The sequence below is a fragment of the Streptomyces sp. NPDC085460 genome (assembly GCF_044541975.1).
Taxonomy (GTDB): Bacteria; Actinomycetota; Actinomycetes; order Streptomycetales; family Streptomycetaceae; genus Streptomyces.
The window spans coordinates 354,206-373,711 of sequence record NZ_JBITTO010000003.1 but is presented as its reverse complement, the minus strand read 5'-3'; the positions used below and the strand labels follow the sequence as shown (position 1 = coordinate 373,711).

Genomic DNA, 19,506 nt, shown 5'->3' with positions numbered 1-19,506 from the left:
ATGGCTGTTCAGAAGGTTCCCCTCGCGAAGGCGCTCAACGAGTCCCTGCGCAAGGCCCTGGAGACCGACCCGAAGGTCGTCGTCATGGGCCTGGACGTCGGCAAGCTCGGCGGCGTCTTCCGCATCACCGACGGTCTCCAGAAGGACTTCGGCGAGGACCGGGTGGTCGACACCCCGCTCGCCGAGTCCGGCATCGTCGGCACCGCGATCGGCCTCGCGCTGCGCGGCTACCGCCCCGTCGTGGAGATCCAGTTCGACGGCTTCGTCTTCCCGGCGTACGACCAGATCGTCACCCAGCTGGCCAAGATGCGGGCCCGCTCGCTCGGCACCGTGAAGATGCCGGTCGTCATCCGCATCCCGTACGGCGGCGGCATCGGCGCCGTCGAGCACCACTCCGAGTCCCCCGAGTCGCTCTTCGCGCACGTCGCGGGCCTCAAGGTCGTCACCCCGGCGAACTCCTCCGACGCCTACTGGATGCTCCAGCAGGCCATCCAGAGCGACGACCCGGTCATCTTCTTCGAGCCCAAGCGCCGCTACTGGGACAAGGGCGAGCTCGACACCGAGGCCATCCCCGGCGAGCTCCACAAGGCCCGCGTGGCCCGTGAGGGCACCGACCTCACGCTCGTCGCCTACGGCCCCATGGTGAAGACCTGCCTGGAGGCGGCGGCCGCCGCCGCCGAGGAGGGCAAGTCGGTCGAGGTCGTGGACCTGCGCTCGATCTCCCCGCTCGACTTCGACACCATCCAGGCGTCGGTCGAGAAGACCGGCCGCCTGGTCGTCGTCCACGAGGCACCGGTGTTCTTCGGCTCCGGCGCGGAGATCGCCGCCCGGATCACCGAGCGCTGCTTCTACCACCTGGAGGCCCCCGTCCTGCGGGTCGGCGGCTACCACGCGCCGTACCCGCCGGCGCGCCTGGAGGAGGAGTACCTGCCGGGTCTGGACCGCGTGCTCGACGCCGTCGACCGCTCGCTGGCGTACTGAGGAGAGCACGATGACGATCCGCGAATTCAAGATGCCCGACGTGGGCGAGGGCCTGACCGAGGCCGAGATCCTCAAGTGGTACGTCCAGCCCGGTGACACCGTCACCGACGGGCAGGTCGTCTGCGAGGTGGAGACCGCCAAGGCCGCCGTGGAACTGCCGATCCCCTTCGACGGCACCGTCCACGAGCTGGTCTTCCCCGAGGGCACCACGGTCGACGTCGGCCAGGTCATCATCTCGGTGAACGTCGGCGGCGCCGCCCCGGCCGAGGCCCCCGCCCCGGCCGCGCCGGCCCCCGTCGAGACCCCGGCACCCGCCACCGCGGAGGACGAGGAGCCGCAGGGCCGCCAGCCGGTCCTCGTCGGCTACGGCGTGGCCGCGAGCTCGACCAAGCGCCGGGCCCGCAGGACCGCCACCGCGCCCGCCTCCGTGGCGTCCGCCCCGGTCGTGCCGGCATCCGCGCCCGCCCCGGTCGTGCCCGAGCAGCTGAACGGGCACGGCAGCGTGACCGCCGCGCCCAGGCCGCTGGCCAAGCCGCCGGTGCGCAAGCTCGCCAAGGACCTCGGCGTGGACCTGGCCTCGGTCGTCGCCACCGGCCCGGACGGGATCATCACCCGCGAGGACGTCCACCGCGCCGCGGCGCCCGCGCCCGCCCCGGTGGCCGCTCCGGCCCCCGCGGCCCCCGCGCCCGCCCCGGTCGCGCCCGTGCCCGCGGCCGTCACGGCCCCGGTCGCCGAGGCCGGTGCGCGCGAGACCCGGATCCCGATCAAGGGCGTCCGCAAGGCCACGGCGGCGGCGATGGTCGGCTCGGCCTTCACCGCCCCGCACGTCACCGAGTTCGTGACCTTCGACATCACGCGCACGATGAAGCTGGTCGAGGAGCTCAAGTCCGACAAGGACATGGCGGGCCTGCGGGTCAATCCGCTCCTCCTCATCGCCAAGGCCGTCCTGGTCGCGGTCAAGCGCAACCCGGAGATCAACGCGGCCTGGGACGAGGCGGCGCAGGAGATCGTCCTCAAGCACTACGTGAACCTGGGCATCGCCGCGGCCACCCCGCGCGGACTGATCGTGCCGAACATCAAGGACGCGCACGCCCAGACCCTGCCCGAGCTGTCCCGCTCCCTGAGCGAGCTCGTCGCCACCGCCCGCGAGGGCAAGACCACCCCGGCGGCGATGCAGGGCGGCACCTTCACCATCACCAACGTCGGCGTCTTCGGCGTCGACACCGGTACGCCCATCCTCAACCCGGGCGAGTCCGCGATCCTCGCTGTCGGCGCGATCAAGCTCCAGCCCTGGGTCCACAAGGGCAAGGTGAAGCCGCGTCAGGTCACCACGCTGGCGCTCTCCTTCGACCACCGCCTGGTCGACGGCGAGCTGGGCTCCAAGTTCCTGGCCGACGTGGCCGCGGTCCTGGAGCAGCCGAAGCGGCTCATCACCTGGTCGTAGTCGTCCGGTTGGCGTGTTTCACGTGAAACATCCGGTGGTGGCCCCGTGCCGCCACCGGATGTTCTGCTTTCCCATGGACCTGCACCTCGAACCGCCCCACACCGCCGGCCCCGTACGCCTCGGCATCGGTGTCGAGGTGCACCTGGAGGAGGACGGCCCGGTCACCGTCGTCGAGTTCCGCTGGCCGGGGGAGGGGCGGACGAGCACCACCCGGGTCCTCCTCGGCGGCGGACGTCGTCGGGGGCGCGGCCTCCTACGACTTCATGCTCCGCTGAGGCGGAAGTAAGGCGTCCAGGATGCGGACGCGCCTGTCAGACGCATCCCAGTTGTATCTATGCTGTGCGCATGCCATCAGCAGCGCCCCCCGTCGAGCAGCCCGCCAAGCAGCCACCCGCCGCCGAACGCGTCTACAGCCACGTCAAGCGCGCGGTCCTCGACCGCCGTTACGAGGGCGGCACCCTGCTCACGGAGGGAGAGCTGGCCCAGGCCGTCGGCGTCTCCCGGACCCCCGTCCGCGAGGCCCTGCTGAAGCTGGAGATGGAAGGGCTGCTGAAGCTCTACCCGAAGAAGGGCGCCCTCGTCCTCGCCGTCTCCGCCCAGGAGATCGCCGACGTCATCGAGACCCGGCTCCTCGTCGAGGAGTTCGCCGTCCGCAAGGCCGTCCCCGCCCCGCCCGCCCTCCTCACCCGCCTCGAAGAGCTCCTGGCGGAGCAGCAGCGGCAGGCCGGCGCCGGTGACCTCGCGGACGTCGCCGTCACCGACCGCTGCTTCCACGCCGAGATCGTCCAGTACGCCGGGAACCAGATCCTCGCCCGCCTCTACGACCAGCTCCGCGACCGCCAGCTCCGCATGGGTGTCGCCGTGATGCAGGCCCACCCCGACCGGGTCGCCCAGAACATCACCGAGCACGCCGAGATCCTCGACCACCTCAGGGCCGGGGACGCGGAGGGCGCCGCGGCCGCCGTCCGCCGCCACCTCGGCCGCGTCGGCGTCCTGGTCCGGGGTGAGGGCCGGTGAGCGGCCGGAACGGCTACGGCTCCGCCGTCACCCTCCCCGGCGACCCGCCCGGCGGCCGGCGCGCCGCCCTCGTCTGGGGCGTCGGCGTCGCCGTCTACTTCGTCGCCGTCATCTTCCGCACCTCGCTCGGCGTCGCGGGACTCGACGCCGCCGACCGCTTCCACGTGGGCGCCTCCGCGCTCTCCACCTTCTCCATACTCCAGCTGCTGGTCTACGCCGGCATGCAGATACCCGTCGGCCTCATGGTCGACCGGCTCGGCACCAAGAAGGTCCTCGCCCTCGGCGTCGTCCTCTTCACCCTGGGCCAGCTGGGCTTCGCGCTCTCCCCCACGTACCCCATGGCGCTGGCCTCCCGCGCGCTCCTCGGCTGCGGCGACGCCATGACCTTCATCAGCGTCCTCCGGCTCGGCGGCCGCTGGTTCCCGGCCCGCCGCGGACCGCTCATCGCCCAGCTCGCCGGCCTCATCGGCATGGCCGGCAACCTGATCTCGACCGTCGTCCTCTCCCGCGCCCTGCACGGCCTCGGCTGGACCACCACCTTCGTCGGCAGCTCCCTCGCCGGCGTCCTCGTCCTGGTCCTGCTGCTGTTCTTCCTCAAGGACCACCCCGAGGGGTACGAGCCCACCCCGGTCCGGCACGCGGGCGCCGCCTACGTCCGCCGGCAGATCGCCGCCTCCTGGCGCGAGCCCGGCACCCGGCTCGGCCTGTGGGTGCACTTCACCACCCAGTTCCCCGCGATGGTCTTCCTGCTGCTGTGGGGACTGCCGTTCCTCGTCGAGGCGCAGGGCCTCTCCCGCGGCACCGCCGGCGAACTCCTCACCCTCGTGGTGCTCTCCAACATGGCCGTCGGCCTCGCCTACGGGCAGATCATCGCCCGGCACGGCGGCGCCCGCGCCCCGCTCGCCCTCGGCACGGTCGCCGCCACCGCCCTGCTGTGGGCCGCGACGATCGCGTACCCCGGCGACCACGCGCCGATGTGGCTGCTCGTCACCCTCTGCCTGGTCCTCGGCGCCTGCGGACCCGCCTCCATGATCGGCTTCGACTTCGCCCGGCCGGCCAACCCGCCGGAGCGTCAGGGAACCGCCTCCGGCATCGTCAACATGGGTGGTTTCGTCGCCTCCATGACGACGCTGCTCGCCATCGGCGTGCTGCTCGACGCGACCGGCGACGACTACCGGATCGCCTTCTCCTCGGTCTTCGTCCTCGAAGCCCTCGGCGTCGCCCAGATCCTCCGCCTGAAGTCCCGCACCCACCGGCGCGAGCGCGAACGGCTCGTCGCCAGCCGCGTGGAGGCCGTGCACGTGCCGGTCTGACGCGCCTAGTTGGGCGTCACCGCGAAGTGGTCGAGGATCGCGGCGGCCAGCTCCGCGTCGCCCTCGGTCTTGATCCGGTCGGCCACCTCGGCCGGCCGGACCCGGCCGCAGGCCAGCCGGACGTACGTCTCCCAGTCCGTCGCCAGCGTCACCGCCGGGCCCAGCGACGGCGCCCCGTCGATGCTGCCCCGCCCCTCCGCGTCCACCCGCACCGTCCGCAGGAACTCCACCGGCCCCGTCACGTCCACCACGACCGCCGAGCTCGCCGGCGCGCCCGCGTCCTTCGCGACCACCTTCGGCAGCGCCTCCAGGAGCAGGTCCCGCACCACGAGCGCGCCCGGCGAGTCCAGGTTCCCCGGCACCCCGAGCGCGGCCCGCAGGTCCTGCTCGTGCACCCACGTGTCGAAGGCCCGCAGCCGGTAGCCCTGCTCCAGGGTCTGCTCCGCGCCCAGCGGGGCCCGGATGACGTGGTCGGGGGAGCGGTTCTCGTTGCGGAGCTGCCGGGCCCGGCGGATCAGGATGTACTCCAGCTCCGAGGTCATCTCCGGCGCCGTGTGGTGCCGCCGTACATCGACCTGCACCTCCATGTAGCGGGCGAAGTCACTGCGCACGTGGTACAGGTCGCGGGGGAGCGAGTGGATCGGCCGCGGGTCGCCGAGCATCTCCGTCTCCATGCCGATCACATGGGACACGATGTCGCGCACCGACCAGCCGGGGCACGGGGTCGCCCGGTTCCACTCGCCCTCCACGAGCGGCTGCACCAGCTCGGCTATCGCTTCGATGGAGTGGGTCCAGGCGTCGGCGTAGTTCTGGAGGCTGGGATGGACGGTCACGGGACCCCTCGACGTTCTTCGGTGCGGGCTGAAAACACGACTGGGCGACAGTGGAATGGGAGGCTCGGACGCTAAGTTACGCTCCCCGGGAGCACCCCGGCAGTGCTTTCGTGTGACGATCGTAGGCCGGTGTTGACGGCTTCAACGCCAGGACGGTGGTAGTGTGCGCGCCTCGCTGATCCAGATCGCGGTAGACCCGGACGAACCGGTCGCCGACCGGCGGGCCCGCGCGGCCCGCCTCGTACGGGAGGAGCGCGGGGCCGCGGACCTCGTCGTCCTCCCCGAACTGTGGCCGGTGGGCGCCTTCGCCGCCGACCTCTTCGGGCCCGAGTCCGAGCCCCTCCACGGCCCCACCTACCGGTCGATGGCCGCCGCCGCGAAGGACGCCGAGGTCTGGCTGCACGCAGGTTCCTTCGTCGAGGCCGCCGGCGGCGCCCTCTACAACACCTCGCTCGTCTTCTCCCCCGACGGCGAGCTCACCGCCTCCTACCGCAAGATCCACCGCTTCGGCTTCGACAAGGGCGAGGCCGTCCTCATGGCCGCCGGCGAGGACCTGGTCACCTTCGACCTGCCGCACCTCACCGTCGGCGTCGGCACCTGCTACGACCTCCGCTTCCCCGAGCTCTTCCGCGGCCTCGTCGACGCCGGCGCCGAGGCGTTCGTCGTCCCCGCCGGCTGGCCCGCCCGCCGCCGCGCCCACTGGCGGCTCCTCGCCCAGGCCCGTGCCGTCGAGAACCAGGCGTACGTCCTGGCCTGCGGCACGGCGGGCAGCCACGCCGGCGTCGAGCAGGCCGGGCACTCGCTGATCGTCGACCCGTGGGGCGAGATCCTCGCGGAGGCCGGTCCCGGCGAGGAGGTCCTACGCGCCGTCCTCGACCCCGCGAAGCCCGCCGCGATCCGCGAGGAGTTCCCCGCCCTCAAGGACCGCGTCCTCGGCGTCGCCGCGCCGCACCGGACCCGGACGCGGACCTGACCGGACGCCGCACCTCGTCTCCGCGTCAGTACCGCGGCTCCCCCTCGGCCGTGCGTTCCCGTCCCGGTACCGCGTCTCGGCCTCAGTGCTGGGTCTCGGCCCAGAAGCCCGTGCCCCGGGACAGGGCCGCGCGGACCGCTCCGCCGCGGGTGAGCGCCGCGCGGTCCACGCCCGCGAAGATTAGGGCCAGCGACAGGTCCGCCGCGACCGCCCGGCCCGTCACCGTGACGTCCAGGCGGCGCGCGCCGGGCAGTCCCGCGCCGCGCACCCGCACGCGGACGCCCGGGTCCTCGGCGTCGGCCGCCCGGGCCAGCGTCCAGGAGCGCCGGTTCTCCGCCCACAGGCGGTAGTCGTCGCCGCCGTACCGCAGCCGGAGCCCGCGCTGCCGGGCCGTGAAGCCCAGCCGGTTGCGCTCCACACGGACCAGCGCGTCACCGAGCCGGAGCGTCGCCCGGTTCAGCGTCGGCAGCCGGATCACGTCCGTGTGGATGCCCCGCGTCTCGTACGAGGCGACCGGCAGCAGCCCGCCCCGCAGCTCCGAGACGATCACCTCCGGCACGGTCTGCCGCAGCGGCGCCTCCACCGTGACCTCGCCGAACTCGGCCGACGCGCCGCGCCAGCCGGCCCGCCGCTCGTACCCCTTCCCCTCCCGCCACGGTCGCAGGGTGAAGGGGGTGACGGTGGTGTGCATCGGGCTCCTCCCGCGGACGCGCTTCCCCCTGACCCTCGCACGTGCCCCGATCGGGCTGGGCGCCGGGTCGAGCCGGGGCTGTGCGCCGGGTCGCGCCCGGCGGGCCCTCGTCGCGCGGTCCGGCGAACTTCGAACCACTTCCCCGGGATTGGCCCTGGGAGCGGTCCGACACCTTCCGGAGACTGGTCCCATGAGCAGCGAACGCGATCACTCCGCCACGCCCGCCGACCTCCGCGCCGAGACCCTGGCCGTCCACCCGCCCCGGGTCGAGGTCACCGGAAGCGTGCCGCTCGGCGTCCCGCTCCACCAGGGCCACGTCTTCGCCTTCGAGTCCGCCGACGCCCTCGCCGAGTCCTTCCACTCCGGCGACTCGTTCCTCTACAGCCGCATGGGCAACCCCACCGTCCGCACCCTGGAGGAGGCCGCCGCCCGCCTGGAGGGCGCGGCCGGCGCGCTCTCCTTCGCCTCCGGGATGGGCGCCATCAACACGCTCCTGCTCGGCCTGCTCTCCAGCGGCGGACACGTCATCGCCCAGCGGTGCCTGTACGGCGGTACGTACGCGATGCTCACCGACCTCGCGGACCGCTGGGGCGTCGAGGTCAGCTACGTCTCCGGCACCGACCCGGAGGAGGTCGCCGCGGCCCTGCGGCCCACGACCCGCCTCCTCTACCTGGAGACCATCGCCAACCCCACCACCCGCGTCTCCGACATCCCCGCCCTCGCCGCCGTCGCCCGCGAGGCGGGTGTCCCGGTCGCCGTCGACAACACCTTCGCCTCGCCGCTGCTCTGCCGCCCGCTCGCGCTCGGCGCCGACCTCGTCGTCCACTCGGCGACCAAGTACCTCGCCGGCCACGCGGACGTCCTCGGCGGCATCCTCGCCGTCGCCGACCCGGAACTCCTCGGCCGGCTGCGTCACTTCGCCGTCGAGCTCGGCGCCTCCACCGACCCGTTCGCCGCCTGGCTGACGCTGCGCGGCATGCAGACGCTGTCGCTGCGGATGGAGCGCCAGTGCGCCAACGCCGCCGAGCTCGCCGCCCGGCTCGCGGAGCACCCGGCGGTCGCCGCCGTCCGTTACCCCGGCCTGGACAACCACCCCGACCGGGCCATCGCCGAGCGGCTGCTGCCGAACGGCGCCGGCGGAGTGATCTCGCTGGACATCGCCGGCGGCCGGGAGGCCGGCCGCGGCTTCGTCGAGACGGTCCGGCTGGCCTCCCTCTCGGTCTCGCTCGGCGATGTGAAGACCCTGGTCATGCACCCGGCCTCCACCTCGCACCGCCAGCTCGACGCCGCCGCGCTGGAGGCGGCCGGCATCGGCCCCGGTACGGTCCGCCTCTCGGTCGGCATCGAGCACGTCGAGGACCTGTGGACGGACCTGGACCAGGCGCTCTCGAAGACGCTGTGACCCGCGGTCAGCCCTCCCGCTCGGCCATCCGGATCACGCACACCGCGACCGCGATCAGCAGCGCCGCGTCGGCGTCCTCGCGGACCACGTCGACCGCGTAGGTGTCCCGGACCCGCAGCCATCGGCGGGAGATGTGGGCGAGGAGTTCGCCGTCGTACTCGACGGCGAACTCCCGGTCCAGGATGCGCCCGCTGACGTCCAGTTCGGTCCCGTCGACGAGCGTCACCCGGTAGTGGTTGCGTAGCAGGGACAGGCGCCTCCGGCGCACGGTCGCCAGCGGTCGCTCGTCCCGCTCGATCGTCATCGCGTCCCGCAGGCTGAGGAGCTTCTCCCGCAGTGTGACGAGCACCCGCCCGTCGGTGTCCTTCAGTTCCAGCGTGTCGCGCAGCCGCAGCGCCTTGCCGTCGACGAGAAAGGCGGGCCGGCCGTTCTCGTCCTCGATCCAGTAGTCGTCGCCGATCGCGAAGATCTTGTCACGTACAAGGTATTTCATGCGAAATGTCTCCCTCTCGTTGTTTCACGTGAAACAGCGAGACGGCGGGGCGGAGAGCCGGCTCACGCGAAATAGCGGGTGAAGGCGTCCGGGTTCGTGCCCAGCATCTCCCCGAACGGCTCATCGAGCTGATGGACCAGCAGCGCGGTGAAGGCGATGAAACCGGCCAGGCCCATCACCATCACCACATGGGTGCGGGTGTGGTGGATCCCGAAGATGAACATGAAGGCCAGGGTGAGCACACCGCCGATGATCAGCCCCGCCCACAGCACCGGCGACAGCCGCTCCTGCGCGGCCGCCTCCCGGCTGCGCCGGGCGTCGTCCACGTACCCGAGCTGGGCGAGCACCTCCTGCGCCGCGATCTGCTCCGAGACGGTCGCGGAGTCGCCGACCTCGCCCTCCTCCCGCAGCTGTTCGAGCAGCCGCCAGCCCGCCGGGTCCAGCGGCTCCCGGGCCGCCATCATCGGCCACTCCACCTCCACGACGTGGTCGGCGTACGTCCGGGCCGCCGCCCGCAGCGGTTCGCGCCGGTCGTCCGGGAGGGCGTCCGCGAGCAGATACGTCTGGTGCAGCGCGCTCGCCTCGGCCTGCACGTGGTCGGAGGCGGCGGCCCGGGTGTCCCAGACGGAGACCAGACAGAGGCCGAGCACGATCGCGTAGAGCACCGAGACCATCATGGCGATGTACTCGGCGACGTCCTCGCGCGGCTCCTCGCTCTCGGGAATGGGGAACAGCCGTGTCTTGACCACGACGGCGAGCGCGCCGAGCAGCGCGACCCCGAGGACGACGACGAGCGTTTCGAGCAGGACCACGGGTCAGTTCCTCCGGTTCCCGAGGAGCGCGGCGGCGAGCGCCGCCGGCACCAGGATCAGCAGCAGCATCACCACGACACCCATCTCGTCCGCCTCCCGCCCCCGGCGCCGCACCCGCCCGAGAAACCCCTCGTCGTCGTCGAGGGCGGCGGCCCGGCGCGCCTGCTCGGCAGGGGTACGCCCACCCACCGGCGCCTCCCCCGCCCCCCGCGCCTCCCCCGCCCCGGCGGCCTCCCGCGCGGCGGCGGCCTCCCGCGCGGCGGGCGGCGCCTCCACACGCCCCTCACCGGCGACACCGGCGACGGGTGCGGTACCGGCGACCGGGGTCCCGGCACCCGCACCCTCCCCCGGGCCGGGTTCCGTTCCAGCGTCGGCCGGAGCCGAAGCCGGAGCCGGAGCCGGTGCCGGAGCCGGTGCCGGAGCCGGTGCGCCCGCGCCGACGGCGGCGAGGGCCGGCGGGGCGTCCGGAGCGGGAGGTCCGACGGGCAGCGGGCCCACCGCCGGAGGAACGGCGGCGGTGGCGCTCCCCGGGGCCCCGGGGAGCGCGGGCACGGGCACGCCAGGGACCCCGGGTGCGCCCCCAGCCCCGGCCTCGCCCCCAGCCTCAGCCCCAGCCCCCGGCGCGGCGGGTGTCCCCGGCGCACCGGGGACCGGGGCCGCGCCCGGCACCGGTCGGGGAACCCCGGGGGGCGCACCACCGCCCCCGCCTCCACCCGCTCCCGCTCCCTCTTCCTCCCCCGCTCCCGCCCCAGCCTCGGCCCCAGCCCCGGGCCCCGCCGCCCCCGGCCCGGCCCCCACCTCACGCTCCGGCTCCCGCCCCGCCTCCCGCTCCGGCACCGTGAACGAGCCCGCCGCGCGTGCGGTGAGCAGCGGCGCGGGGACCAGCCGCCCGCCCGGGGCATAGGTGCCGATCCGGTCGGTCCCGGTGGCGAGGCCGGTGCTGCGGTGCGTCCCGGACGGTCGCCGCACGGTCGCGGTGCAGCGCGCGGCGGTGCCGGGCGCGAGCACCGGGACGAGGCCCGGCCGCCCGCCGCAGTCGACGGCGTCGCCGGAGAGCCCGAGCGCGGGGTCGGTGACGCGCACGTCGCGCAGGGCCCGGTTCCCCCGGTTGGTGACGGTGTACGTGAGGGTGGCCCCGGCCGCGTCGGGGCGCACCCGCTCGCCGAGGACGAGGGAGCCGGTGACGCCGGTGTACCCGGAGCGGGCGGTCGCGGCGGCGGTGAGACCGAGCGAGGGGATCCGCCCCTCGGCGCGGACGGTGGCGGTACGGTCCCCGGGGAGGGCGCGGAAGCGGGCGACGCACTCCATGGAGGTGAGCCCGACGAGCGTCCGGCGCGGGCAGCGCACGCCGGCACCCGACGGGATCCCGGGATCGCGCACCCGTACCCCGTACAGATCGGCCCCGCCGCCGTTGACCAGCCGGTACCGCTTCACCACGTCCCGCCCGGCCCGTACCGGTGTCGGCCCGTCCGCGCCGTACCCGCGCCCGTTGACGGTGACGCTCACCCGCAGCGCCTCGTCCCCGGCCCCGCCGGCCCAGGCGCCGCCCCCGCCGGCGAGCGCGAGGCAGGGCAGGGCGAGGACCCCGACGAGGATCCCGGCCCCGGCCCGAACGGCCCGCCTCACCCGGAAGCGGGAGTAGTCCGATGATCTGCCCGCACACGTCATGCGCCCATGCCACCGCCCACCCGGCCCCGCCCCCGCGCCAGGACACGCGCGAACCCCCCACCCGGCCCCACCGTTCCACCCGTACGCCCGTGGCAGGCCCTTCACGGCCCGTTCACGGGCGGATGGCAAGCTTGAAGCATGAACGATGCTGCTCCGGCGCCCACCCCCGCGCCCGCGCCCCGCCGTGCCCGTGTCCGTGCCCCCGAGCTGATCGGCAAGGGCGGATGGATCAACACCGGCGGCAAGGACCTGAAGCTCGCCGATTTCCGGGGTCGTGTTCTGATCCTCGATTTCTGGACCTTCTGCTGCATCAACTGCCTGCACGTCCTCGACGAGTTGCGGGAGCTGGAGGAGAAGCACCGCGACACGCTGGTGATCGTGGGGGTGCACTCGCCGAAGTTCGTGCACGAGGCCGAGCATCAGGCGGTCGTCGACGCCGTGGAGCGGTACGAGGTGCACCACCCGGTCCTCGACGACCCGGAGCTGGCGACCTGGAAGCAGTACGCGGTGCGGGCCTGGCCGACGCTGGTCGTGATCGACCCGGAGGGGTACATCGTCGCCCAGCACGCGGGTGAGGGGCACGCCAACGCCATCCGGACGCTCGTCGAGGAGCTGGAGGCGGAGCACGAGGCGAAGGGGACGCTGCGGCGCGGCGACGGGCCGTACGTGCCGCCGGAGCCCGTCGCGACCGATCTGCGCTTCCCGGGGAAGGCGATCGCGCTCCCGGACGGCAACCTCCTCGTCTCCGACACCACCCGCCACCAGCTGGTCGAGCTGGCCGCCGACGGGGAGACCGTCGTGCGCCGGATCGGCGGCGAGGGCGTCTTCCGCGAGCCGCAGGGGCTCGCCTTGCTGCCCGACGGGACGGTCGTCGTCGCGGACACCGTGCACCACGCGCTCCAGCGCTTCGACCCGGCGACCGGGACCGTCGAGCGGATCGCGGGCACCGGCCGCCAGTGGTGGCAGGGGTCCCCGACCTCCGGCCCCGCGCTCGACGTGGACCTGTCCTCGCCGTGGGACGTCGCCTTCTGGCGCGGCAAGGTGTGGATCGCCATGGCCGGCGTGCACCAGATCTGGACGTACGACCCCGGGACGAAGACCGTCGAGGTCGCGGCCGGCACCACCAACGAGGGCCTCGTCGACGGCCCCGCCGCCGAGGCGTGGTTCGCGCAGCCGTCCGGGCTCGCCGCCACGGAGGACCGCCTCTGGATCGCCGACTCGGAGACCAGCGCCCTGCGGTACGTCGACACCGACGGGCACGTCCACACCGCCGTCGGCACCGGCCTCTTCGACTTCGGGCACCGCGACGGCGACGCCGGGCAGGCCCTGCTCCAGCACCCGCTCGGCGTGACGGCCCTGCCCGACGGCTCGGTCGCGGTCTCCGACACGTACAACCACGCCCTGCGCCGCTACGACCCGGCCACCGGCGAGGTCACCACCCTCGCCACCGATCTGCGCGAGCCGAGCGACGCCGTCCTGGTCGGCGAGGACATCGTGGTCGTCGAGTCGGCGCGCCACCGCCTCACCCGGCTGCGCCTGCCCGAGGAGGCCGTGCGGGTGGAGGCGGTCGCCCACCGGACGAGGCGGGAGGCCACCGAGGTCGCCCCCGGCGCGCTCCGTCTGGACGTCGTCTTCCAGGCGCCCACGGGTCAGAAGCTGGACGAGCGGTACGGCCCCTCGACCCGCCTTCTGGTCTCCGCCACCCCGCCCGAGCTGCTGCTCTCCGGCGAGGGCACGGGCACGGACCTCTTCCGCGACCTGGAGCTGAACCCGGCCGTGACCGAGGGCGTCCTGCACGTCTCCGCGATGGCCGCGTCCTGCGACGACGACCCGGCCAACGAGTACCCCGCCTGCCACGTCCACCAGCAGGACTGGGGCGTCCCCCTCACGCTCACGGAGGGCGCCCCGAGCCGGCTCCCGCTGATCCTCGCGGGGATGGACGCCTGAGAGGCGCTGAGGCTCAGCCCTCCAGGAACGCGACCAGGGCGTTGGCCAGGAGGTAGGGGTCCTCGGCGCCGCAGAGTTCGCGGGCGCTGTGCATGGACAGGATCGCCACGCCGATGTCGACGGTGGTGATGCCGTGGCGGGCGGCCGTGATGGGGCCGATGGTGGTCCCGCAGGGCATGTCGTTGTTGGAGACGAACGACTGCCACGGCACGCCCGCCTTCTCGCACGCGGCGGCGAAGATGGCGCGGCCGGTGCCGTCGGTGGCGTACCGCTGGTTGACGTTGACCTTGAGGATCGGGCCGCCGTTGACGCGCGGGTGGTGCGTCGGGTCGTGCCGCTCCGCGTAGTTCGGGTGGACGGCGTGGCCCGTGTCGGAGGAGAGGCAGACCGTGCCGGCGAAGGCGCGGGCGCGGTCCTCGTAGCCGCCGCCGCGGGCGTAGACGGAGCGCTCCAGGACGGTGCCGAGGAGGGGGCCCTGGGCGCCGGTGTCGGCCTCGGAGCCGTTCTCCTCGTGGTCGAAGGCGGCGAGGACCGGGATGTACGGGAGCTCGTCCCGCCCGGCGACGGCGATGAGCGCGGCGACGGCGGCGTGCACGGACAGCAGGTTGTCCATGCGCGGCCCGGCGACGAGTTCGCGGTCCCGGCCGAGGTAGGCGGGGGCGTCGACGGCGTGGACCATCAGGTCCCAGCCGGCCACGTCCTCGGCGTCCACGCCGGCCTCGCCGGCGACGAACTCCACGAGGTCGCCCTCGTGGACCTCGCCGGTGCCCCAGACGGGCTGCATGTGGCGCTGGCGGTCGAGCTTGAGGCCGTCGTTGGCGCCGCGGTCGAGGTGGATGGCGAGCTGCGGGACGCGCAGCAGCGGCCGGTCGACGTTGACGAGGCGGTGGCTGCCGTCGCGGAGGGTGAGACGGCCGGCGAGGCCGAGGTCGCGGTCCAGCCAGGTGTTGAGGAGGGTGCCGCCGTAGATCTCGACGGCGATCTGGCGCCAGCCCTGGTTGCCCATGTCGGGGTGGGGCTTGACGCGCAGGTTGGGGGAGTCGGTGTGGGCGCCGACGATCCGGTACGGGGTGTGCGGGGCGGCGCCCTCGGGTACGTACCAGGCGATGATCGCGCCGCCGCGCGTCACGAACTTCCCGCCGCTCGTCCCGTCCCACGCCTCGGTCTCCTCGACCCGGCGGAAGCCCGCCTTCTCCAGCCGTTCGGCGGTGTTGTGCACCGCGTGGTACGGCGACGGAGAGGCCGCGAGGAAGGACATCAGGTCATCGGTGTGGCCGGGGCCGAAGGGTGTGGACGCCGGTCGGGAAGCTGCGCTGCTCATGCGCCCACCTTACGCAGCCCCTCACGGGACCATTCGGGTGACGGGTGGACCGGTCCAATCCGCGCCCCGGGCGTGCCCCTGACCTACGCCGGGCCCACTGCCGACGCACTGCCGGGCGCCCCGGGAAAAGCGGAACGGCCCGCCCCCCTCCCCGGGGACGGGCCGCTCCCGTAGGACCAGGCGGGTTGCTAGAACGCCGCCTCGTCCAGGTCCATGAGGCCGCCGTCCACGCCGTCGGCGAGGAGCCGCTCGGTGGAGACGCCGGGCAGGACGTTCGCGGCGAAGAACTTCGCGGCGGCGATCTTGCCCTGGTAGAACGCGACGTCCTTGCCGGTGGCGCCCGCGGCGAGCTTCTCGGCGGCGACGGCCGCGCCCTTGAGGAGCAGGTAGCCGACGACGACGTCGCCGGAGACCATGAGCAGGCGGGTGGTGTTGAGGCCGACCTTGTAGATGTTCTTGACGTCCTCGCCGGTGGCGGTGAGGTCGGTGATCATCTTGCCGACGATGGCCTCCAGGTCGACGGCCGCCTTGGCGAGCGCGTCGCGGGCGTCGGCCAGCTCCTCGCCGCCGGTGCCGACCGCGAGGAACTTCTTGATCTCCTCGGAGAGGGTGTTCAGCGCGGCGCCCTGGTCGCGGACGATCTTCCGGAAGAAGAAGTCCTGGCCCTGGATGGCGGTGGTGCCCTCGTAGAGGGTGTCGATCTTGGAGTCCCGGATGTACTGCTCGATCGGGTACTCCTGGAGGAAGCCGGAGCCGCCGAAGGTCTGGAGCGACTGCGCGAGCTGCTCGTAGCCCTTCTCGGAGCCGTAGCCCTTCACGATCGGCAGGAGCAGGTCGTTGAGGCCGTGGAGCGCCTTGGCGTCCTCGCCGGCCTCCTCGGCGACCTGGATGGCGTCCTGCACGGAGGCCGTGTAGAGGACGAGGGTGCGCATGCCCTCGGCGTACGCCTTCTGCGTCATGAGCGAGCGGCGCACGTCGGGGTGGTGCGTGATGGTGACCTTGGGCGCGGCCTTGTCCATGAAGTTGGCCAGGTCGGTGCCCTGGACGCGCTCCTTGGCGTACTCCAGGGCGTTGAGGTAGCCCGTGGAGAGGGTGGAGATCGCCTTCGTGCCGACCATCATGCGGGCGAACTCGATGATGAGGAACATCTGGCGGATGCCGTCGTGCTTGTCGCCGATGAGCCAGCCCTTGGCGGGGTGGCGGTCGCCGAAGGTCATCTCGCACGTGTTGGACGCCTTGAGGCCCATCTTGTGCTCGACGTTGGTGGCGTAGACGCCGTTGCGCTCGCCCAGCTCGCCGGTCTCCCAGTCGAACTCGTACTTCGGGACGAGGAAGAGGGAGAGGCCCTTGGTGCCGGGTCCGGCGCCCTCGGGGCGGGCGAGGACGTAGTGGAGGATGTTCTCCTCCATGTCGTGCTCACCGCTGGTGATGAAGCGCTTGACGCCCTCGATGTGCCAGGAGCCGTCCTCCTGCTGGACGGCCTTGGTGCGGCCGGCGCCGACGTCGGAGCCGGCGTCGGGCTCGGTGAGGACCATGGTGGAGCCCCAGCGCTTCTCGACGGCGATCTGCGCGACCTTCTTCTGCGCCTCGTTGCCCTCGTTGTAGAGGACGCCGGCGAACGCCGGGCCGGAGGAGTACATCCAGACGGCCGGGTTGGAGCCGAGCAGCAGCTCCGCGTAGGCCCAGACGAGGGAGCGCGGGGAGACGGTGCCGCCGATGCCCTCGGGGATGCCGAGGCGCCAGTACTCGGACTCCATGAAGGCGTCGTAGGACGCCTTGAAGGTGGCCGGGACCGGGGCGGTGTTGGTCTCCGGGTCGAAGACCGGCGGGTTGCGGTCGGCGTCGGCGAAGGACTCGGCCAGCTCGTTCTCGGCGAGGCGGCGGATCTCGTCGAGGATGCTCTTGGCGGTCTCGACGTCCATCTCCTCGAACGGACCGGTGCCGTACACCTTGTCGCGGCCGAGCACCTCGAAGAGGTTGAACTCGATGTCGCGGAGATTCGACTTGTAGTGCCCCATGGCGACGGCTCCGTAAAGATCGGGGAGGCTTCCTCGTACCGAGGGCTACTCAAGCTCCTGCCCGGATCCCGCGCAGGTCCTACTCACGAGTAGCGCACTCTTCTCTACGATGATGCTACCCACCGGTAATAAGAGCAACCCCTACCGGGAGATCTGTGACACGCCTCGCCCCGCGTGAACACGCCTCGCCCCGCGCGCGGCGCCGTCATCCCGCGTCCGTAGCCGTGTCCCCCTGCGTCCCCAGCCGTGTCGTCCCCCCTGCGTCCCCAGCCGCGTCATCCCGTGGCCCGCAGCCGCGTCACCCCCACGGCCACCGCTCCCCCGCCCGCGAGCAGCAGCGCCGCGCCGGTGCCGGCCACCCCCGGCCCGTGGGCGATCCACCGCGAGCCGACCCGGGTCGCGGTGACCTCGACGGGATCTCTCCGACCTCCGTGGTCCACGAAGGAGAGCCGGGTCGTCCGGGGGGGCGGCGGGCCCGGGGCGGGCTTTCCGCGCAGCGCGTCCAGGGCGGCCCGCCGCCGGTCCTCCTCCGCCGCCGCGACCTGCGCCGGGCTCATGCCGGAGCAGTGCCACACCTCGGCGCCCTTGGCGGTCCGCGTCGGCGCGCAGGTGATCCGGGTGAAGGTGACGGTCTCCAGGCCGGGCGCGCCCGTGCCGACGGCGGTCACCCCCGCTCCCGCGCCCGCGAGGAGCACCCCCGCGCCGATCCATCCGGCCGCCCGCGCGGCCCTGCTCGTCCGTGCCCCGTCCATCCCGACCCCCGTCGCCGAACGTACGCCCAGGGTACGGACGTCGGGCCCTGCGCGGGATGGTCGGTCGATAGGCTGGGGGCATGTACGGATACGGGCAGCACGGGGACGGCGGCGCCGCCCAGCAGCAGTACGCACCGCCCCCGCAGGGGCAGTACCCCCCGCAGGCCGGCATGGCGGGCGGCGGGTACGGGCAGCAGCAGGCGCCGCTCTACCCCGAGCCGTCGCCGCCCTCGCTCGCCGACGCCGTCCGGGCCTTCACCACCGGCACCCTGTCGGCCGAGGACTTCCAGCAGGTCTTCGCCACCTCGAAGGTCTACTGCCCGCGCGGCGACAACCCCGGTTTCCTCGCCCTGCACAACACCCAGCAGCCGGTGATCCCGATGTTCACCACGCTGAAGGAGCTGCGGCGGTACGCGGGCAAGGAGTCGAAGTACTTCGTGATCACCGGTGCCGAGGTGATCGACCTGCTCCCGACCGGCTACGGCTTCGTCCTCGACATGGAGGGCGACCACCGGATCGTCTTCGACGCGAAGGCCGTGGAGCAGATGGTGGACTTCGCGATGCGGCGGATGTACGGCTGACCCAGTCTGGGAGGTACGTGGGAGCGCCCGGGAGGAATTCCTCCCGGGCGCTCCGCGTTCCGGGTGGCAGGAAGTTCAGCATTCAACTAAAGTGGTCGTACGAGGACGGGCCAGAAGGCCACCGAGCCCTCAGGCCGTACGAAGGAGGTCCCGCCATGCCCGCCGTGACTGTCGAGAACCCGCTCACCCTGCCGCGCGTCGCCGCCCCGGCCGACGCCGCCCCCCGCCCCGTGCTCGCCGTCACCACGGCCCCCCAGGGCTTCGAGGGCGAGGGCTTCCCGGTCCGCCGGGCGTTCGCGGGCATCAACTACCAGTACCTCGACCCGTTCATCATGATGGACCAGATGGGTGAGGTGGAGTACGCGCCGGGCGAGCCCAAGGGCACCCCCTGGCACCCCCACCGCGGCTTCGAGACCGTCACCTACATCATCGACGGCACCTTCGACCACCAGGACTCGAACGGCGGCGGCGGCACCATCACCAACGGCGACACCCAGTGGATGACGGCCGGCTCCGGCCTCCTCCACATCGAGGCGCCGCCGGAGTCCCTGGTCGTCAGCGGCGGCCTCTTCCACGGCCTCCAGCTGTGGGTGAACCTCCCGGCCACGGACAAGATGATGGCTCCCCGCTACCAGGACATCCGGGGCGGAAACGTTCAGCTGCTGACCACGCCCGACGGCGGCGCTCTGCTGCGCGTGATCGCCGGCGAGCTGGACGGCCACGCCGGTCCCGGCATCACGCACACGCCGATCACGATGATCCACGCGACCGTGGCGCCGGGCGCCGAGGTCACGCTGCCGTGGCGCGAGGACTTCAACGGGCTCGCGTACGTGCTGGCGGGCAAGGGCTCGGTCGGCGCCGAGCGCCGTCCCGTCCACCTCGGCCAGACCGCGGTCTTCGGCCAGGGCGGCTCGCTGACCGTCCGCGCGGACGAGAAGCAGGACGCGCACACCCCGGACCTGGAGGTCGTCCTCCTCGGCGGGCAGCCCATCCGCGAGCCCATGGCCCACTACGGCCCGTTCGTCATGAACACCCAGGCCGAACTCCGCCAGGCGTTCGAGGACTTCCAGGCCGGCCGCCTCGGCACCATCCCGGCGGTCCACGGAATGGGCGAGTAGCGCCGGGCCCACCGGCCCACGCAGCACGAGCCCGGACCCCGGACGCCGGACCCCGGACCCCGGACGCCGGCCCCGGACCCCGAGCCCCGACCCGCCCCAGCGGCCGGTCGGGGCTCGCCGCCGACGTGGCGGCCGTCGCCCC

18 protein-coding genes are annotated in these 19,506 nt (G+C 73.3%); 10 read left to right on the top strand and 8 right to left on the bottom strand.

Translation table 11 applies throughout. From position 1 onward, the window contains the following. From ACIGHB_RS09575 to ACIGHB_RS09555, 5 genes are all read left to right on the top strand, one after another. Window positions 1-981: an alpha-ketoacid dehydrogenase subunit beta gene (locus tag ACIGHB_RS09575; RefSeq protein WP_399911109.1), complete on the top strand. Its 981-nt coding sequence runs from the start codon at window positions 1-3 to the stop codon at window positions 979-981. Window positions 982-991: 10 nt separating this feature from the next. Beyond that, on the top strand, window positions 992-2,425 hold the full coding sequence (locus tag ACIGHB_RS09570) for a dihydrolipoamide acetyltransferase family protein (protein ID WP_399911106.1): 1,434 nt from the start codon (window positions 992-994) through the stop codon (window positions 2,423-2,425). A gap of 73 nt (window positions 2,426-2,498) precedes the next feature. Beyond that, the gene (locus tag ACIGHB_RS09565; RefSeq protein WP_399911103.1) at window positions 2,499-2,711 is read left to right on the top strand and encodes a hypothetical protein; all 213 of its coding nucleotides are present in this window, start codon (window positions 2,499-2,501) and stop codon (window positions 2,709-2,711) included. Window positions 2,712-2,770: 59 nt separating this feature from the next. Further along, a complete protein-coding gene (locus ACIGHB_RS09560; protein WP_360321949.1) occupies window positions 2,771-3,442 on the top strand; it encodes a GntR family transcriptional regulator in 672 nt (223 codons plus the stop codon). Continuing rightward, window positions 3,439-4,755, top strand: a complete 1,317-nt coding sequence (locus tag ACIGHB_RS09555) for a nitrate/nitrite transporter (protein WP_399911100.1) — start codon at window positions 3,439-3,441, stop codon at window positions 4,753-4,755. Before ACIGHB_RS09560 ends, ACIGHB_RS09555 begins: the two co-directional genes overlap by 4 nt. Window positions 4,756-4,760: 5 nt before the next feature. On the opposite strand, the gene ACIGHB_RS09550 is transcribed toward ACIGHB_RS09555, so the two are convergent. Next, window positions 4,761-5,588 (bottom strand): maleylpyruvate isomerase family mycothiol-dependent enzyme, encoded by an 828-nt coding sequence (locus ACIGHB_RS09550; RefSeq protein ID WP_360321943.1) that lies wholly within the window; start codon window positions 5,586-5,588, stop codon window positions 4,761-4,763. Between the two features lie 163 nt (window positions 5,589-5,751). Between ACIGHB_RS09550 and ACIGHB_RS09545 the strand changes: the two genes are divergently transcribed. After that, a complete protein-coding gene (locus ACIGHB_RS09545; protein ID WP_360321940.1) occupies window positions 5,752-6,561 on the top strand; it encodes a carbon-nitrogen family hydrolase in 810 nt (269 codons plus the stop codon). An 82-nt stretch (window positions 6,562-6,643) separates the two neighbouring features. Here the strand turns inward: ACIGHB_RS09545 and ACIGHB_RS09540 are convergent, their stop codons facing one another. After that, window positions 6,644-7,252 (bottom strand): hypothetical protein, encoded by a 609-nt coding sequence (locus ACIGHB_RS09540; RefSeq protein ID WP_360321937.1) that lies wholly within the window; start codon window positions 7,250-7,252, stop codon window positions 6,644-6,646. Window positions 7,253-7,442: 190 nt separating this feature from the next. Here ACIGHB_RS09540 and ACIGHB_RS09535 point away from each other — a divergent pair, with 190 nt between their 5' ends. Then, on the top strand, window positions 7,443-8,654 hold the full coding sequence (locus ACIGHB_RS09535) for a trans-sulfuration enzyme family protein (RefSeq protein ID WP_399911095.1): 1,212 nt from the start codon (window positions 7,443-7,445) through the stop codon (window positions 8,652-8,654). A gap of 7 nt (window positions 8,655-8,661) precedes the next feature. On the opposite strand, the gene ACIGHB_RS09530 is transcribed toward ACIGHB_RS09535, so the two are convergent. The 3 genes from ACIGHB_RS09530 to ACIGHB_RS09520 form a co-directional block, all read right to left on the bottom strand. Continuing rightward, a complete protein-coding gene (locus ACIGHB_RS09530) occupies window positions 8,662-9,147 on the bottom strand; it encodes an LURP-one-related/scramblase family protein (protein ID WP_399911093.1) in 486 nt (161 codons plus the stop codon). Window positions 9,148-9,209: 62 nt separating this feature from the next. After that, window positions 9,210-9,959 (bottom strand): hypothetical protein, encoded by a 750-nt coding sequence (locus tag ACIGHB_RS09525; protein WP_399911090.1) that lies wholly within the window; start codon window positions 9,957-9,959, stop codon window positions 9,210-9,212. A gap of 3 nt (window positions 9,960-9,962) precedes the next feature. Next, window positions 9,963-11,585, bottom strand: a complete 1,623-nt coding sequence (locus ACIGHB_RS09520; RefSeq protein WP_399911087.1) for a hypothetical protein — start codon at window positions 11,583-11,585, stop codon at window positions 9,963-9,965. A gap of 180 nt (window positions 11,586-11,765) precedes the next feature. Here ACIGHB_RS09520 and ACIGHB_RS09515 point away from each other — a divergent pair, with 180 nt between their 5' ends. Continuing rightward, on the top strand, window positions 11,766-13,574 hold the full coding sequence (locus tag ACIGHB_RS09515; RefSeq protein ID WP_399911084.1) for an NHL domain-containing thioredoxin family protein: 1,809 nt from the start codon (window positions 11,766-11,768) through the stop codon (window positions 13,572-13,574). 13 nt (window positions 13,575-13,587) lie between these two features. Here the strand turns inward: ACIGHB_RS09515 and ACIGHB_RS09510 are convergent, their stop codons facing one another. The 3 genes from ACIGHB_RS09510 to ACIGHB_RS09500 all read right to left on the bottom strand — a co-directional run bounded on the left by ACIGHB_RS09510 (window position 13,588) and on the right by ACIGHB_RS09500 (window position 17,665). After that, a complete protein-coding gene (locus ACIGHB_RS09510; RefSeq protein WP_360318044.1) occupies window positions 13,588-14,895 on the bottom strand; it encodes a M18 family aminopeptidase in 1,308 nt (435 codons plus the stop codon). 188 nt (window positions 14,896-15,083) lie between these two features. Next, window positions 15,084-16,913: an acyl-CoA dehydrogenase gene (locus tag ACIGHB_RS09505; RefSeq protein ID WP_399911081.1), complete on the bottom strand. Its 1,830-nt coding sequence runs from the start codon at window positions 16,911-16,913 to the stop codon at window positions 15,084-15,086. 275 nt (window positions 16,914-17,188) lie between these two features. Then, window positions 17,189-17,665: a hypothetical protein gene (locus ACIGHB_RS09500; RefSeq protein WP_399911079.1), complete on the bottom strand. Its 477-nt coding sequence runs from the start codon at window positions 17,663-17,665 to the stop codon at window positions 17,189-17,191. 80 nt (window positions 17,666-17,745) lie between these two features. Between ACIGHB_RS09500 and ACIGHB_RS09495 the strand changes: the two genes are divergently transcribed. Next, window positions 17,746-18,246 (top strand): SseB family protein, encoded by a 501-nt coding sequence (locus ACIGHB_RS09495; RefSeq protein ID WP_360318050.1) that lies wholly within the window; start codon window positions 17,746-17,748, stop codon window positions 18,244-18,246. A gap of 155 nt (window positions 18,247-18,401) precedes the next feature. After that, on the top strand, window positions 18,402-19,364 hold the full coding sequence (locus ACIGHB_RS09490) for a pirin family protein (RefSeq protein WP_360318052.1): 963 nt from the start codon (window positions 18,402-18,404) through the stop codon (window positions 19,362-19,364). The last annotated feature ends 142 nt before the right edge of the window (window positions 19,365-19,506 follow it).